The following is a 15,207-nucleotide window of genomic DNA, read 5'->3' on the forward strand; positions in this document are numbered from 1 at the left end:
AGCGCGCATGTACTTGAGGTTACGGGGAGATAAGCCGCTCATGTCCGGGTAAGCCTCATGCAGATCGGCGGATAGGCGGTCGATGATCTTGGCGCCCCAGCCCTGCTGCTCCTGGCGTTCCAAAATCAATCGCCCGATGTCCCAATACAGGATGACCATGGATGCGTTCGCGGCCATGACGACCCGCAACCGTTCGGTCTGGATACGTCGTTTGATCTCGCCGAGAACATCAGCGTAGTTGTCGGGTAATCCCACGCGGGGTGGTACCACAGGGAACGAGGCGTCTTCTCGTTTTCTCCCCCGTGACTTTCGCTCTGGATCGATGGTAGTCGGAGTTTTTCGGATAGATTTCTTCATATCCCCATCTCCTCAAAGTTTTTCTGAATCTTGGCCGCCAGTTCTACAGCCTCTTTATTCAGATCGGCCAGCTCGGTGTGGATGTCGCGCATGGTCTGTTCGAAATCGAAGTCTTCGTCTTCTACCATCGGGGCTACGCCGACGTAACGTCCCGGGGTCAGGCTCCAGTCGGCGGCTTCTATCTCCCTGCGATCGACCAGCCTCACCAATCCCGGCACGGCTTCAAGTTCGGCCTTGGGGAAACGTTCTTGCAGCCAGGCCACCTGCCGATGGAAATAGACCGCATGCCTAAGCTTGTCAACGGCGGCTTTGCGTTCCCCATCAAGTTGCTTTACCAGCTTGGAGACAAACCTGCGGTCATAGACCGCCGACACAGATTCATCTCCATTGAATCCACTCCCCAGATCGGCCACACGGGCGGCCAGTTTGAAGAGCAGGTCCACTTGCTTGATGAGGTCTTTGATACGTTCGGCCATAGGGTCGAAGGCCCGGCGGGCTTTATGTTGGGAATCATTTTTATTGGGCAATGATAAGGCAAAACGTTTTTGGAAACCTTTGATGTCGGCCAGCAGGCGGGTCCGGTCTGTTTCATAGAGTTTTGCAGCTTCGTTAAGTTCCGCGATTGCCTCGGCCAGACCTTTTTTCTTTTCCCCTTCAATCGCCTCCTCTTTCTCAACGACAGTACTAAGGGCAATGAAACGGCTTTGGAGTTCACCGAGTGTTTTTTTGAAAATCTCGAGTTTTTCCGGAGTGGCCTCTACCTGGGAGCAAATCGAACCAAGGTACTCTTTCACCAATTTCTGGAATCGGTCTTGTTGTCCCCGGTAGAGCCAGACTATGGCTGAAATATTTTGCATCTGTTCCGGGGAAAAATCATAAATTTTGCGGGTCACTTTGCGAAAGATGTTGCGGGCGTCGAGCATCAGCACCTTGTCTTTACGAGGGGCGGGCTTGGACCGGTCAAAAAACCACAGTTCGCAGGGGACCGAGCGGGTGTAAAAAAAATTGGAGCGGATGGAGATCATCACGTCCACATCCCCGGTCTCGACGATTTTCCGCCGAACTTCCTTTTCTCCGTGCCCGGCACTGGAGGCCTGGGAAGACATGACAAAACCGGCCCGGCCCTTCTCGTTCAGATAGCTCCAAAAATAAGAAATCCAAAGGTAGTTGCCGTTGGATACCTTCTTCTGCTTGTTCACTCCCGGCAATCCAAAGGGGAGACGCGGGTCGCCCTCGATCTTCTCGGCATCCACCAGGTCCACGTTGAAGGGAGGATTGGCCATCACGAAATCGCACTTGCCCGCCAGCGCATGTTCGTCCTGGTAATAAGTGATGGCCTCAGCAATCTTTCCTTCCAGCCCGTGGACGGCCAGATTCATTTTGGCGATGCGGATAGTGTCGCGGATCTTCTCTTGGCCAAAAAAGACCACTCGCTTAGCCGTGTCGCCGCCCTCATGTTCGATGAAATGGCTGGACTGAACGAACATGCCTCCCGAACCGCAGGCCGGATCGAATACCAGGCCGTGATCGGGCTCGATGACGTTGACAATGGTTTGAACCAGCGAGGAGGGGGTAAAAAATTCACCATTGTCGTGGGCCTTTTGAACAGAAAATTTGGCCAGAAAGTATTCATAGATTCGGCCGAAGACATCGCCGGTGGCTTGTTTGATCTGTTCACTGTTGAAGGTTCTCATCAGATCTTCGAGAACCTTGGGTTCGAAGATGCCAAAGTCTTTGGGCAGGACCCCTTGGAGCGGCTCAAACCCGGCCTCAATAGCCGTCATGGCCTCAGAAACCAGTTTAAGCAGGTCACTGCCGCTGAGGGCGGCTTGTTGTATGATCCAGTCGAAGCGGGCGGTTTCCGGAAGATAGAGGGCCCGGCGGCGATGGTAATCAGCCGGCAGCACCTTACGCTTGGGCATTTTGCCCGCAGCCTGCTCCTCTTCGATCTGGCGTCTGGCCTCCTCAAAACGGTTGGCGGCATGACGTAGGAAGATAACCCCCAGGACCGGCATAAAATAGTCGCTGGAAGTAACCTTGGCATTGGCCCGAAGGTTATCCGCCGCCTCCCAGAGATCGGCCTCCAGTTTCTCTATGTCTTTAAATGCGTCTGTCATTTTTTTTAATTTCGTCAGGTACGATAGTTTTTTGAAAAACCAAACAGGATCAACAATATAAAACATATCCATCAGTTAAAGTCAATCTTAAAGAAAAACAACTCCCCTATTCCGGGTTTCCCATAAAACCCAACAGCTTTTCTTCAACCCCAAAGCCGCCATTTTTAACGCAAATACTATTTCATTGTCATTAAACCGTCACCTCGAATAATTCAAATAGAGGTCATGAAAACGGCCGAAGGATTTTTGGTGGGATGTCCCGATTGCCGGGCCGATGCCCTTTATCGGTACGGCAGGATCTGGACCGGAAAACAACGATACATTTGCCTTTTATGCGGAAGGCAATTCACCCCCGGTTCAACTCGAAAAGACAAAAAATTAAACAGTTAAAAAATTTTCAGACAGTAGGAGGCAAATGAAAAATAAACGATATGGGGTAATTCATCAAACGAATAAAAATGCGGTCATTGATAAGCCCCTGAAGGATTTAATCCACATAAAACCAACCCTGAACTATTTTCCTAAAGATCCTTCTAATTCCGGCTCTGCTTTACCGGGATCTAAAGGCAATGACGATGAAATGAGAGAACGCTATAGGATCTAACTATCACAGGGAAAAGTTACTCCCTTCCTTTGACCCTTACTTTGGAATGAACATCGGTAACCCTCTTGCGGCCGATGCCTATTATTAATAACAGCTTACCCTTCCCCAAATTCATGCCCGGTTTTGAATATTGGTGGGTTACGCTTCGCTGCACCCACCCTACAGGAATTTTGCCACCTGATCGAGAAAACTTTTTCAATGTTGATTTACTAAGCGCCTTATTGTCGCCAAAATGTCATCTAATGATCATCAGGATTTTACAAACTCCTGATAAATTGCCTTCCACTATTGGAACCCAAAGAGAAAACCGAGTAGGAAAAGAAAGTTCGGAGTTTTGAGTTCGGAGTTCGGAGAAAAGTCGATGGGTCAGAGGCAATAGGTAAGCCAACAAACTTTATATTTTCTCTTGGCCCAGAGCCCAGAGCCCAGAGCCCATTGCCTATTGCCATTATAAAGTTTTTCATACTTGAAACTTGTATCTCGCATCTTGAAACTTTATTTTTAAATGAAAAGAGGTGATGGCCCGGGAAGGAAATGTTAAAATATCTTCATTAAACTGTAACAGAATCGTAACAAAGGGAACTTAGATTAATTAAAGTAAAAAACGGAGAAAATATCATGAAAAATTTATTCATAAAGGGTATATTATTTTTTATGGCGGTGTTGATTGTCCCGACCATCGCCTTTTCGGCAAACTTCATTCAGGTCAAGGGCTCGGACACCGAAGTCAATGTGGTCCAGAGATTGGCCGAGAATTTTATGAAAAAAAATCCCAATGTCAGTATCGCCGTGACCGGCGGCGGGTCCGGAGTCGGGATCGCCGCCATCATCAACAAGACCACGGACCTGGCCAATTCTTCCCGCCCCATGAAAGACAGCGAGATCGCCAAGGCCAAGGCCAACGGGGTCAACCCGATCGGGGCGGTTTTTGCCGTGGATGGTCTTTCGGTGATCGTCAATCCTAAAAATACCCTCAACTCCCTGACTGTGGACCAGATCGGGCAGGTCTACCGGGGGGAACTAACCAACTGGAAGCAGGTGGGCGGCCCGGACCTGGCCGTAACCCTTTATGGCCGTCAGCCCAATTCGGGAACCTTTGTTTTCTTTCGGGAAGGCGTGGTCCGGGGGGATTACTCCGGCAAAATGAATCAGATGAACGGCAACGCCCAGATTCTGGAAGCGGTCAAGAAAGATCCCGGCGGGGTCGGTTATGTCGGTATCGGTTATGTAGTGGATGATCTGGGGAAGGTTGCCTCCGGGATCAAAGTGGTGGACGTGGCCAAAGACAGCCGCAGCAAGGCCTTCACTCCCTTGAAGCTGGAAAATATCCTTAATGGTTCTTATCCCATCTCCCGGCCCCTCTACCAATATTTTGACGGCAATAACCGGGCTAAAGTTGAAGCCTTTATTAAATACGAACTGGGTCCGGAAGGGGTGGCCGTTATTCAAAAGGATGGTTTTTATCCCCTGACCGATCAGTGGAAAAAACATAATGCCCAAATCCACTTCTAAAGAGGGGGTTCTTTCTTCTTCCCGGGGGACCGGGGATTGGAGACGGGTCCAGGACCGGATGATTTTCCGGTTCTTCCAATTCAATGGGATACTCTCCATCCTGATCCTCCTGGGGATCTTTTTCCTGCTTCTGTTTGACGGTTTTCCGGCCATCAAGAATTTAGGGTTTTCCAGTTTTCTGGCCATGACCTGGAATCCCACCTCTTATGTAAAGGAAACCTATGGCCTGGGGGCCATGATCATCAGCACCCTCATGGTCACCTTCGGGGCCATGATCCTGGCCGTCCCGGTCGGGCTGGGCTGTGCCGCCTACCTGGCGGAGGCGGCCCCTTCCTGGGTCAGGGAAACCCTTAAACCGGTCATTGAAATCCTGGCCGGCATTCCCTCGGTGGTCCTGGGATTTTTGGGTATCATCGTAGTCGGTCCGGCCATTGCCCGTTTGTTTCATCTTCCCAACGGCCTGAATGCCGTAAACGGCTCTATCCTTTTAGCCATAATGAGTCTACCGACCATCATCAGCATTTCCGAGGATGCTATTTCCTCGGTCCCCAGATCCTATAAAGAGGCCTCTCTGGCCCTGGGGGCCACCCGCTGGCAGACCCTGATCAAAGTGGTCGTCCCTTCGGCCCTTTCCGGGATTATCGCCTCCATCATGCTGGGAATGGGCCGGGCCATCGGAGAAACCATGACCGTGCTTATGGCCACCGGCAATGCCTTGAATACCCCTTCCCACATATTTGATGCGGTCCGTACCATGACGGCCGCCATCGCCATCGAGTTGGGCGAAGTCGCTTTTGGGTCCGACCATTATCACGGTCTTTTTGTAGTAGGCTTCATTCTTTTCGTAATGACCTTTCTGGTCAATCTGATCGCCGACCTCGTTCTATCCAAGTACCAGGAGGTGGATCGGTGAAACGGGCGGCTCCCGCTTCCAAAAGGAAGCCTTTTTTTAGGTCGGCAAAGCCGACCGGCCCGGCTTCCAAATGGAAGCCTTTTCTTTGGTCGGCAAGGCCGACCGTCATAACCGAAAAAGCAGGCTTTTTATCGCTGGCCCTTTCCAGCCTGTTGGTAGTCCTGGTACTCTTCTGGATCATAGGGGATATTTTTATTAACGGGGCTTCGGTGATCAATTGGACCTTCCTTTCCCAATCCCCCCGGGAAGGGATGACTCAAGGGGGGATCTTCCCGGCCATTATCGGGACCTTACTCGTCAGCCTGATCACCATCCTGATGGCCGTACCTTTGGGCATGTTCAGCGCCATCTATTTGAATGAATACGCCTATCAGGGGAAACTGGTCCGATTGATACGGCTGTCCATACGCAATCTCTCAGGCGTCCCCTCCATTGTCTATGGGCTGTTCGGCGTAGCCCTGTTTGTGCGTTTCCTCCATTTCGGGGCCGGCATTCTTTCGGCGGGCATGACCCTGGGACTCCTGACCCTGCCCTGGACCATCACCGCCAGTGAAGAGGCTTTAAAGACCGTGCCCAAATCCTTTCGGGACGGGGCACTGGCCCTGGGGGCCACCAAATGGCAGGCCATCCGCACCAATGTCTTACCCTACGCCATCCCGGGGATGTTGACCGGGGCCATTCTCGGGCTGGCCCGGGCGGCCGGTGAAACCGCTCCGATCTTATTTACCGGAGCGGCCTTTTTCCTGCCCTTTCTGCCCAGGTCCCTTTTTGATCAATTTATGGCCCTCCCCTATCACCTCTACATACTGGCCACGCAGCATCAGGATATCGCACGGGTCCGTCCCATCGCTTACGGCACGGCCCTGGTTTTAATCGCCCTGATCCTTTGTCTGAATGGCATAGCCATTGTCATTCGTTACCGGTATCGCAAGAGAGCCAGGATGAACCAGTGATATGAAACCATCCGATTCCATCCAGGCAACGGGCAGGGATATAAAAATCCAGGTCAGGGACCTCAATTTTTATTATGGTCCCCAGAAGGCCCTGGATGATTTAAACCTCGACATCCCCGCCTATCAGGTTACGGCCTTTATCGGCCCTTCCGGGTGCGGCAAGAGCACCTTCTTACGTTGTCTGAACCGGATGAATGAAACCATCCTGGGTACCCGGATCGAAGGGACCATCCTCCTGGAAGGGGAAGACATTTATGCTCCGGAAGTCGATGTGGTCGATGTGCGCCGCCGCGTGGGCATGGTTTTTCAAAAATCCAATCCCTTTCCCAAAACTATTTTTGAAAATGTGGCTTATGGGTTGCGCATCAATGGGATGAAGGACAAAAGGAAAATAGCCGAGATTGTGGAAAGGAGCCTGCGGGATGCCGCCATCTGGGAGGAAGTCAAAGACCGGCTCTATGAATCGGCCCTGGGACTTTCCGGCGGACAGCAGCAACGGCTGTGCATTGCCAGGGCCCTGGCCATCAAGCCCGAGGTGATCCTGATGGATGAACCGGCTTCCGCCCTGGACCCGATTGCCACCCAGAAGATCGAAGACCTGATCCAGAAGCTGAAAGAAGAATATACCATCGTCATCGTCACCCACAACATGCAGCAGGCCGCCCGCGTCTCCGATATCACGGCCTTTTTTTACCTGGGAAAACTGATCGAGGTGGGCGATACCGGAATCATTTTTACCAAACCCCGTTTAAGCCAGACCGAGGATTATATTACCGGAAGGTTTGGCTAAGGATTAAAGCGGGGGGCGGTCTTGGAAAATTCGGTTGAAGAAAGACCCTTTTCCTGATTGGTGATTTGAAGCCCGTTCTAATTCACAGACTCGAGTGACCGGTTATGAAGTCTTATACTTTTCGATAAGCTTCAATAGTTCTCTGAAGTCTGGACTCGTCAACATTTTTTCCTCGAATCAATAAATAATCATTTATCATCTTCGCTGCCGCCTCAAAAATGGCAATATCTCCTTGGGATTGCCAGAAACGGATATCGAATAAACGTTTATCGTCTGTTATACGCCGATAATCTTCTTTTATTTTTTCCATTTCTTTTCCTATGGGCGCACATACAGCTTAGCGGGAAAAAACTTCATGGCGATCCCGTTGCATACCGTCTGGCCTCCTCAATGATTCTCTTCCAAGAACTTGTGAAGTTTCCTGCACGTACTGTCAAAAGACCTCTTTTCTGCCCCACTATCCAGATGTCGACAATATGGGCCGCCTTCGGGTCCAACAGACTCCCTCAGATTCTCAAATGCGGGAGTGGAATACTCCTCATAGAAGCTTACGTCTCGGATGATCTCTCCTCCAAGGAACCAGAGATTCGTCAAATGCCCTTTTATAGTTTTCTTGGCCAGCCCGCTCTCGGCAAGAAATTCTGCAAATGGCTCCATGATTTCGAGAAGCCGCTTCCCGTAATCCAAATCTTGATCGGTCCCCATCCAGCCTTCAGGCCATTCTGGGAAATCAGGACATATATCAATCAACTTGCTCATAGGTATCGATGGCTAACACGTCGGTCACGGGCGTGGCCCCTCCCTTGCTGAAATCATATTCATCAAGCATGTCTGGATCTTTGTGCCCGGGTCTGCTGGTCTGTCACTTTAGCCGCTAATCGAAGACCAATTGTCTTTGGTCTGACGACCCGTAGTCTCCAAACTACCTAAGATTCTTCGTAATAATTATAAATGATAAATATTATCTTGACAATTTATTTTGGATCATTTCCAAAAGAGTTGGTAATGATCGAAGATTAAAGATGGCTAACCAAGAGTTAATTTTCCCCCGGATTAAGGGAAATAGGCACGGCTCTCATCTTCAAAGCCAGCATCAGCCAAAGCAACCCGGAAATCACTAAAGCCACCGGCAGAATAAGCAATCCTTTTTGTAGGTTATGTCCCAATGAATCGGCGATGCGGCCGACGATTTCCGGGGATCCCATGTCTCCGAAGAGACCGAAGATGGGAGAAGTGATGAAGTAGCCGAGCATAAAAACGGTAAACAGACGCCCCGAATCCCCATAGCCAAGACCGAAATCCGCGGCCAGCGGTGTCCGCACCGCACTGAGGACATACCGGTCAATATAATTAAAAAGGTTCAGCCCGGCGAGGATAAAGAGCAACCAGAAGGGAGAGAGATTTATTCATCTCACCGGGTGGCCTTAAAGGACCTGCCCCGGACGGCCTCCTCCAGGCTTATCAAAATCTCATCGCATTGGGCCGTTATCTTCCGCTTCCGGCCGAGAGAAAGTTCAAAGGATTTGATGTTGGTGTTTTGGCGGGACAGGGTAATGACCCTGGCCGTTATCCGGGAAAAGTCCTCAAAGGCCTTCTCGGCATCCTTCAAGTGGCCTTTTTTCCCTATGGGGGCCAGAGGCCTCATGGCCTTCAAAAATTGATTGACAGCCCCCTGGTTTTTCTTTATTTCGGCCTCGATTTTATCCATCTGTTCGTCCCCGGTCTCGGCAATATGCGGTCCGTGGAGATAGTGGATCTTAAGAGCGGCTGTGAGGGCCCTGGAGGCCAGGCCGGCGCATTGAATTTCCTCTCGATCAAAGAGGTCGGTCCCCATAAATGGGTCCAGGGCTTCTTCAAAACGCTTCAAGACCTCTTGACCCTGGCCGAAAGACAATCTTGCGGCCTTGAGATTCGAATTTAAAACCGCAAATTCCAACAGCCCCTGGTCAAGCTCACGAAACTCCCTGAAGCATAGGTCGAATTCCTGCAACAATTTGATCTCCTGCCCCGTCGAATCTTTCCGGATCAGCAGGTCCAGTTCCCGCCGGTCCTGATCTACAGCCCTGGCCGCTTTTTCCGCCTGGTCGGCGAAGGCCTTGGAAGATTCATCCGTATCGGCCATAACGGCCATTTTTTCCGCTTCAACGGACTTGAGAAGATGGATGCGCATCCGGGAAAGGATTTCCAGCTTTTTAGTCATCAGGCCGGCCACATCTTTTACACTCAGGATGTTGTTGTATTTAACACCGATACCGATCAATAGGGAAAGCAGAACAAGGACACTCAAAACCAGCCATAGCCCTCTTGTTTTTCCTGACCCACTTTCCATGAGACACCTTTCCCGACCTTCGTTTTATTTTAACGAAGTTGGCCGTTTGAAATAATGGATGTCGAATTCAAAATCCGGAAACAGCCTTGGCAAACGCATCAGGTTAAAGACCATGACTCCGATGGAGAAGCGTTCCAGCCAGGAAGACAAGGGCCAGCCGAAGTGAACCACCACCTGACGATCGCTCATTTCATACTCCAAGACCTTCAAGATGGCCACGATGCGATGATAAAGGGAAATTTTGGATAAAGGAAAACGAAAATGATTGGGGGCATTTTTCGGAGGAAGCCCGCCGACCCGGGGGGAATAAAAGGTAATGTAGGCTTCATTATCTTTATGGTGCGTCCTTTCGGTCTCCTCGGACCTTCGAAAGAAAAGATGGACCTCCTTTTCTTCGGATTCTGCCAGAAAAAGGATCATCTCCATTTCATTTTCAGCCAGTTCAATCTCCTTCAACTCCGGAGATCTTTTTTTGGCTATCAGGAATCCTCCCAGGAGCATCGCCCCGGTGACCGTACCCCATAACAGGGTAGCCCGGGGTTTATCGATAGCCAGGAAAATAAAACAACTGATCAGGATGATCCAGAGGATGAGGGTCCCCAAACGGCTGGTAGAATAGGTCATCCCTTCGGCTTTACCTTTGAAATAGCGATAGAGGATGAGGGAACCCATATTAATGCAAAAAGAGGCCAGAAGTCCCAGCGCATACATATTGGCCAGTTCCGTTTGGCTCCCGCTGGTTAGAAAAATAATAATGGAAAAAAAGGTGGCGCTGGCAATATGAATACGATACAGGGATTGCTTGCGATTGACGGCGATGAGCCATTGAAAGCCATAGCGATGGGCCACCCGTTCCATGAGTTCGCTGGAGGCCACGAAGGCGGTATTAATAGCCATGGTCAGGGTGATGCTGGCCAGTGCCCCGACCGCCAAACCAAAAGGAAAGCCATTCAGCAAGGTAGCGTAATGGGTGATCAGATCGCCTTCATGGGCCTTGAAATCGATCCGGGTGGATAGCACCAGGATGGTCACTAAAGGGGTCACCACCCCTACGGTTAGGGCCAAAAACCAGTAGGCCTTGTGGATTTCTTTCCAACTTCGCAGAAATCCCGCGGTTTGAAGGACCGATTCCACCCCGGAGTAGGCCAGGATACAAAAGGCGAGACTTGAAATGAAATGGCCGTAATTTCCCAGAATCGAGCCGGTATTGACGTGTTTTATGGCCTGAGTCGTTGCCAGTTGTATTTGACTGAAAGACCCTTTATCCAAATTTAAAAGACCGGACGCGATCAGGTTGAGCATGATAAAAGCCGCCCCGATGAATATCATGAAGGTGAACCGGGCGTTTTCCTTGATACCCAGGATATTCAAGCCGGCCACGGCCCAGATAATGGCCAGCACGATGATCATTGAGGTCGATGGGCCCAGGGGAAAAAAGGAGGTGGCGTTGGAGACCGCACTGACCGCCGAGATACAGGCCGTCAGGATGTAATCCACCATAATCGAGGCCACGGCCACAAAAGAGACCATGGGGCCCAATACCAGGTAAGAAAAGGAATAGACCCCGCCGCCGATCAGCTTATGGTGTTCCAGGATTTCCGCCACTTCGGTCAACCGGGTGCTGATAAAACGGATCAACAGGCTGGTGAGGACAATAAAGGGAATGGCGCTCAATCCGATAAAACGGTAGGCTTCAGCCGGGACGTAAAAGATAGAGGTGAACTCATCCATCAAGGTGATAACCCCTACGGCCAGGTAGGTGAGCCAGATCCGGCCGCCATGGGGATAGGAAAGAAGATTGCGCCGGCGGAGCAAAAAGAAAAATAATACTATAAGACCTGCATTCAGGATAATAAGAATAATGGGCTTCATGGCAGGTCCTTTAAAAACAGGGAGAATGGAAACTTGGGATAATGAATCGAAACGGGTCGGGACTGATTAGGTTCCATCCGGAACCTGTAACGTTCCAGGCTGAAAGTCTTGGCCCTCCGGATCCCGGTTGGGTACGAAAAGATCTCCGGCAAAGGCCAAGCCCGAAGATATAGGCAGGAAACGCCCAAAGGCATTTTATCGACATATTCCTCCTTCTTAGCTACGAGGTTAGCTGACGGGCTCGGGCCGGAGGTAACAGGCCCTACCGTGTAGACGGATTCGCCCCGAATGATCGGGTCCCCCGCTCCCCTGGTAAACTACCAGGGAACTCGCTGGTCGGCCGTAAATATAGACCGACGGAGGTAAATCTAAACCTTTCCATAAAGATGTCAATAAAAAAAGAGTGCTTGACCCGATGATATTTCCCATCTATAATATGTACGTACATATCTAAATAGGGGGATTGAAAGATGGCCACGAAACGCCTCACTATTGAACTGTCCGTTGATCAATATGAGATACTGCAGAAGCAAGCCAAGGCCAATGGGACCTCTGTTACTGGGTTTATTCGTCGGATGATTGATGAATTTCGTCTTCGTCCTCCGGCCGAAGTCCGCAAAAATTATCAGACAGATCCTTTATATAAAAGACGCGGGTCTTTTGACGGGCCGACAGATTTATCTGAAAATCATGATCGTTATCTTTATTGATGGTAAACTCTCATGCCTCAAGGTGGGCGCCACGAGGCATGAAAAAGGGTTTCTCCTAACTTTGAACATTGAACGTCGAACCTTGAAAGCCATTTTCGACCCAAGAACCGGACCATGATTTTCCTGGATACCTCTGCCTTTTTGGCCATTGAAAATAAACGGGATACCCATCATCTTCAAGCCGTTACCTTTCGGGATTCCTGTCTAAAAGCAGGTACCCCCTTTATCACTACAGATTATGTTCTGGACGAAAGCTATACAGTGATCCGTTTTCGGGCCGGATATCATATTGCCATTCAATTTGGTGAAGACCTCCGAAAAAGTCAATTCCTTCGAATTGAACATATAACCCCTGAAATTATTGAGAAGGCCTGGCAACTCTTTAAAAATTTCTCCGATCATGATTTCAGTTTCACCGATTGTACCAGTTTTATCATTATGGAGCGCCTTCAAATTCCAACGGCTTTTTCTTTCGATAATCATTTTAAAGAATACGGTCGTTTTACTGTCGGACCGTAATCGTTTGCACTCATCCTGCAAGAAAGGTTTTTCAATGGGTTTTTTGGTAGCTATCGTCGGTGCCCCTAATGTCGGCAAGTCCACCCTCTTCAATCGTCTGATTCGAAAAAAAAAGGCCATAGTGGACGATCAGCCCGGGGTCACAAGGGACCGGAATTACCAGGAGGTGACCTGGGAAGGGAAAAGGATCACCCTGATTGATACCGGCGGCTTTGAATGGGACAAGAAAGGGGGCATGGACACAGGACTGCGAGAGCAGGTTGAAATGGCCCTGGAGGAAGCCGACCTGATCGTCTTTGTGGGAGACGGACAAAAAAGTCTGACCCCGGCCGATGAGCAGGTCATCCATCGCTTGCGCAAGACTTCCAAACCGGTCATCTATACGGTTAATAAAATAGATAATCCCAAGTTGGCCGCCGGCCTGGCCGAATATCATCGCCTCGGCATGGATACCCCCCTGCCTCTTTCGGCCCTCCATGGCAGTGGGGTCCAGGACCTGAAAGACGCCATCATCGCCCATCTGCCCCCGATGGAGGAAGCAGCCGGAGAAGAAAAACGGATCCGTTTGGCTGTCATCGGGCGTCCGAATGTCGGCAAGTCCTCCTGGGTCAATGCTATTTTGGGCTTTGACCGGGTTTTAGTGAGTTCCGAGCCGGGGACAACGCGAGATGCCATCGATACCCCCTTTGACTATAAAGGGCAGGGATATCTCCTGGTCGATACGGCCGGGATCCGCCGGAAGGCCCGGATTGACCAGCGGCTGGAAAAATTCTCCGTCCTCGGGGCCATCAAGGGGATCGATCAATCGGATCTAGCCGTCATCCTGCTGGATGCCTCACAAGGCGTAACCGATCAGGATGCCCGGGTGGCGGGTCTCGCTTTTGAAAAAGGCAAAGGCTGTATCATCGGGGTCAACAAGTGGGACCTGATTGAAAAAAATCTCAAAAATAAAAAACTATTTTTAGAAGAGATCCGTTACCACCTTAAATATCTCTCCTTCGCTCCGATCCTGCCCCTTTCGGCCCAAACCGGATTTGGCAGAGAAAAACTCTTAAATACCGTCCATCAGGTTTACCGCCAATATATCCGCCGGGTGGATACCGGCCCCCTGAACCAGGCCCTGAAAAAAATCCTTTCCGAGCACTCTCTGCCTTTAAAAGGCGGGCAGCGCGTTAAAATTTACTTTGGGACCCAGGCGGAAACCAAACCGCCCACCTTTGTCTTTTTTGCCAATTATCCGGAAAATATCCATTTTTCCTACCAGCGGTATATGACCAATAAGCTTCGGGAATATTTTAAATTCGATCTCTGCCCGATCCGGATCATCTTCAAGAAAAGGGAAAAGAAGTCCTGATCAGGACTCGGACCCAAAAGAAATGGTTGATGGATAGGAGTCTCGGAGTCGATCTCACCACAGGCAGCATACCCCGGCATCTGCTCAGCTTTTCCCTTCCCATGCTGGCCGGCAACCTCCTCCACATAGGTCAAAACACCATTAACACCATATGGGTGGGCCACCTGGTGGGAGAAAATGCGGTAGGGGCTGTGGGTGTCAGTTTTCCCGTGATCTTCATCCTTATCGGCTTTGCTTTGGGTATGTCCATGGCCACCACCATCCTCGTATCCCAGTATTACGGGGCTAAAGACCTGTCCAAAGTGAATCAGGTCATTAACAGCTCCTTTTCTCTGGCCCTCATTCTGGGTGCCGTTTTGTCTGTAGTTGCCGTGATGTCCGCCGATTCCATTCTCAGGTTCATGAAGACCCCATCTGAAAATTTCGCTATGGCCTCGAGCTATCTGAAAATCACCCTCAGTGGTTTCATAATCTTCTATGTCGCCTTTATCATCAACTCCGCCCTGCGGGGGATAGGCGATACAATGACCCCGCTCTTATTTATGGCCGTGGCCATAGGCCTCAACGCCATACTGGACCCATTCTTCATCGGTGGCTTTGGTCCCTTCCCGCATTTCGGCCTGAAGGGAGCGGCCTGGGCCACGGTGGTATCCCAGACCATGGGATTCGGCACCGCCATTGTCTATCTAAACCGGAAAAATCATTTGGGAATGCACCGGAATGACGCGCAACGTGATTCCGAACCCGATGTATGCCGACGGCATTTTATACCTGATGAGTGGTTTTCGCGGAACGGCTTTGAAGGCCGTTGATCTGGCCAAGGCGAGTGGCGATATCACCGGTACTCCGGCCATTTTGTGGGAATACAATCAGGATACGCCATACACGCCAAGTGCGGTGCTGATGAATGGTTATCTGTATTTCCTGAAAGGGAACAACGGAATTATGACTTGTTTGGATGCCAAAACCGGAAAGCCAGCGTACAGCAATCAGAAACTGGATGGAATTACCAATATTTTCTCGTCGCCAACGGGCAATAAAGACAAAATTTACGTGGCGGCCACCAATGTAATCAATGTGGTTAAGGCAGGTCCGGAATTTTCTATTCTGGCCAAAAACACACTCGACGACACCTTCCATGCTTCGCCAATTATGGTTGGAAACGATCTGTTCCTTC

The 15,207-nt window shown here is 50.3% G+C and carries 18 protein-coding genes; 11 read left to right on the forward strand and 7 right to left on the reverse strand.

Annotation, left to right across the window (positions count from 1 at the left end; all coding sequences use genetic code 11):
- The coding region (locus HY879_27575; GenBank protein MBI5607109.1) for a hypothetical protein at nucleotides 1–357 on the reverse strand (357 nt) is incomplete at its 3' end.
- Nucleotides 354–2,474 (reverse strand): N-6 DNA methylase, encoded by a 2,121-nt coding sequence (locus HY879_27580; protein MBI5607110.1) that lies wholly within the window; start codon nucleotides 2,472–2,474, stop codon nucleotides 354–356. The genes HY879_27575 and HY879_27580, both read right to left, overlap by 4 nt.
- A 225-nt stretch (nucleotides 2,475–2,699) precedes the next feature.
- On the opposite strand from HY879_27580, the gene HY879_27585 reads away from it, so the two are divergent.
- The 6 genes from HY879_27585 to HY879_27610 all read left to right on the forward strand — a co-directional run bounded on the left by HY879_27585 (nucleotide 2,700) and on the right by HY879_27610 (nucleotide 7,246).
- On the forward strand, nucleotides 2,700–2,864 hold the full coding sequence (locus HY879_27585; GenBank protein ID MBI5607111.1) for an IS1 family transposase: 165 nt from the start codon (nucleotides 2,700–2,702) through the stop codon (nucleotides 2,862–2,864).
- Nucleotides 2,865–2,889: 25 nt separating this feature from the next.
- A complete protein-coding gene (locus HY879_27590) occupies nucleotides 2,890–3,078 on the forward strand; it encodes a hypothetical protein (GenBank protein ID MBI5607112.1) in 189 nt (62 codons plus the stop codon).
- Between the two features lie 618 nt (nucleotides 3,079–3,696).
- Nucleotides 3,697–4,590, forward strand: a complete 894-nt coding sequence (locus tag HY879_27595) for a PstS family phosphate ABC transporter substrate-binding protein (GenBank protein MBI5607113.1) — start codon at nucleotides 3,697–3,699, stop codon at nucleotides 4,588–4,590.
- Nucleotides 4,571–5,503 (forward strand): phosphate ABC transporter permease subunit PstC, encoded by a 933-nt coding sequence (gene pstC, locus HY879_27600; GenBank protein MBI5607114.1) that lies wholly within the window; start codon nucleotides 4,571–4,573, stop codon nucleotides 5,501–5,503. Before HY879_27595 ends, pstC begins: the two co-directional genes overlap by 20 nt.
- A gap of 107 nt (nucleotides 5,504–5,610) precedes the next feature.
- The gene (gene pstA, locus HY879_27605; protein ID MBI5607115.1) at nucleotides 5,611–6,456 is read left to right on the forward strand and encodes a phosphate ABC transporter permease PstA; all 846 of its coding nucleotides are present in this window, start codon (nucleotides 5,611–5,613) and stop codon (nucleotides 6,454–6,456) included.
- 1 nt (nucleotide 6,457) lies between these two features.
- Nucleotides 6,458–7,246 carry a phosphate ABC transporter ATP-binding protein gene (locus HY879_27610; GenBank protein MBI5607116.1) on the forward strand — a complete coding sequence of 263 codons (789 nt, stop codon included), beginning with the start codon at nucleotides 6,458–6,460 and terminating at the stop codon, nucleotides 7,244–7,246.
- Nucleotides 7,247–7,358: 112 nt separating this feature from the next.
- On the opposite strand, the gene HY879_27615 is transcribed toward HY879_27610, so the two are convergent.
- The 5 genes from HY879_27615 to HY879_27635 form a co-directional block, all read right to left on the reverse strand.
- Nucleotides 7,359–7,556, reverse strand: a complete 198-nt coding sequence (locus HY879_27615) for a hypothetical protein (protein ID MBI5607117.1) — start codon at nucleotides 7,554–7,556, stop codon at nucleotides 7,359–7,361.
- Between the two features lie 77 nt (nucleotides 7,557–7,633).
- Nucleotides 7,634–7,951, reverse strand: coding sequence for a hypothetical protein (locus HY879_27620; GenBank protein MBI5607118.1), 318 nt, complete (start codon nucleotides 7,949–7,951; stop codon nucleotides 7,634–7,636).
- Between the two features lie 332 nt (nucleotides 7,952–8,283).
- The gene (locus HY879_27625; protein MBI5607119.1) at nucleotides 8,284–8,631 is read right to left on the reverse strand and encodes a hypothetical protein; all 348 of its coding nucleotides are present in this window, start codon (nucleotides 8,629–8,631) and stop codon (nucleotides 8,284–8,286) included.
- A gap of 26 nt (nucleotides 8,632–8,657) precedes the next feature.
- A complete protein-coding gene (locus HY879_27630; protein ID MBI5607120.1) occupies nucleotides 8,658–9,575 on the reverse strand; it encodes a hypothetical protein in 918 nt (305 codons plus the stop codon).
- Nucleotides 9,576–9,599: 24 nt separating this feature from the next.
- Nucleotides 9,600–11,447 carry an APC family permease gene (locus HY879_27635; GenBank protein ID MBI5607121.1) on the reverse strand — a complete coding sequence of 616 codons (1,848 nt, stop codon included), beginning with the start codon at nucleotides 11,445–11,447 and terminating at the stop codon, nucleotides 9,600–9,602.
- 470 nt (nucleotides 11,448–11,917) lie between these two features.
- On the opposite strand from HY879_27635, the gene HY879_27640 reads away from it, so the two are divergent.
- From HY879_27640 to HY879_27660, 5 genes are all read left to right on the forward strand, one after another.
- Complete coding sequence (locus HY879_27640) at nucleotides 11,918–12,157, forward strand: CopG family transcriptional regulator (protein ID MBI5607122.1); 240 nt, start codon at nucleotides 11,918–11,920, stop codon at nucleotides 12,155–12,157.
- A 114-nt stretch (nucleotides 12,158–12,271) separates the two neighbouring features.
- Nucleotides 12,272–12,676 carry a PIN domain-containing protein gene (locus HY879_27645; GenBank protein ID MBI5607123.1) on the forward strand — a complete coding sequence of 135 codons (405 nt, stop codon included), beginning with the start codon at nucleotides 12,272–12,274 and terminating at the stop codon, nucleotides 12,674–12,676.
- A 34-nt stretch (nucleotides 12,677–12,710) separates the two neighbouring features.
- Complete coding sequence (gene der, locus HY879_27650; GenBank protein MBI5607124.1) at nucleotides 12,711–14,030, forward strand: ribosome biogenesis GTPase Der; 1,320 nt, start codon at nucleotides 12,711–12,713, stop codon at nucleotides 14,028–14,030.
- A gap of 29 nt (nucleotides 14,031–14,059) precedes the next feature.
- Nucleotides 14,060–14,842 carry an MATE family efflux transporter gene (locus tag HY879_27655; GenBank protein ID MBI5607125.1) on the forward strand — a complete coding sequence of 261 codons (783 nt, stop codon included), beginning with the start codon at nucleotides 14,060–14,062 and terminating at the stop codon, nucleotides 14,840–14,842.
- Nucleotides 14,829–15,207: hypothetical protein (locus tag HY879_27660; protein MBI5607126.1), on the forward strand; the 379-nt coding region annotated here is incomplete at its 3' end. The genes HY879_27655 and HY879_27660, both read left to right, overlap by 14 nt.

The sequence above is a fragment of the Deltaproteobacteria bacterium genome (assembly GCA_016219225.1).
GTDB lineage: Bacteria > Desulfobacterota > RBG-13-43-22 > RBG-13-43-22 > RBG-13-43-22 > RBG-13-43-22.

What these genes read in the sequence shown, in the direction of transcription:
- HY879_27580 (MBI5607110.1), bottom strand. Translation starts at nt 2,474, where the DNA reads ATGACAGACGCATTTAAAGACATAGAGAAACTGGAGGCCGATCTCTGG.
- HY879_27585 (MBI5607111.1), top strand. Translation starts at nt 2,700, where the DNA reads ATGAAAACGGCCGAAGGATTTTTGGTGGGATGTCCCGATTGCCGGGCC.
- HY879_27590 (MBI5607112.1), top strand. Translation starts at nt 2,890, where the DNA reads ATGAAAAATAAACGATATGGGGTAATTCATCAAACGAATAAAAATGCG.
- HY879_27595 (MBI5607113.1), top strand. Translation starts at nt 3,697, where the DNA reads ATGAAAAATTTATTCATAAAGGGTATATTATTTTTTATGGCGGTGTTG.
- pstC (MBI5607114.1), top strand. Translation starts at nt 4,571, where the DNA reads ATGCCCAAATCCACTTCTAAAGAGGGGGTTCTTTCTTCTTCCCGGGGG.
- HY879_27610 (MBI5607116.1), top strand. Translation starts at nt 6,458, where the DNA reads ATGAAACCATCCGATTCCATCCAGGCAACGGGCAGGGATATAAAAATC.
- HY879_27615 (MBI5607117.1), bottom strand. Translation starts at nt 7,556, where the DNA reads ATGGAAAAAATAAAAGAAGATTATCGGCGTATAACAGACGATAAACGT.
- HY879_27620 (MBI5607118.1), bottom strand. Translation starts at nt 7,951, where the DNA reads ATGGGGACCGATCAAGATTTGGATTACGGGAAGCGGCTTCTCGAAATC.
- HY879_27630 (MBI5607120.1), bottom strand. Translation starts at nt 9,575, where the DNA reads ATGGAAAGTGGGTCAGGAAAAACAAGAGGGCTATGGCTGGTTTTGAGT.
- HY879_27635 (MBI5607121.1), bottom strand. Translation starts at nt 11,447, where the DNA reads ATGAAGCCCATTATTCTTATTATCCTGAATGCAGGTCTTATAGTATTA.
- HY879_27640 (MBI5607122.1), top strand. Translation starts at nt 11,918, where the DNA reads ATGGCCACGAAACGCCTCACTATTGAACTGTCCGTTGATCAATATGAG.
- HY879_27645 (MBI5607123.1), top strand. Translation starts at nt 12,272, where the DNA reads ATGATTTTCCTGGATACCTCTGCCTTTTTGGCCATTGAAAATAAACGG.
- der (MBI5607124.1), top strand. Translation starts at nt 12,711, where the DNA reads ATGGGTTTTTTGGTAGCTATCGTCGGTGCCCCTAATGTCGGCAAGTCC.
- HY879_27655 (MBI5607125.1), top strand. Translation starts at nt 14,060, where the DNA reads ATGGATAGGAGTCTCGGAGTCGATCTCACCACAGGCAGCATACCCCGG.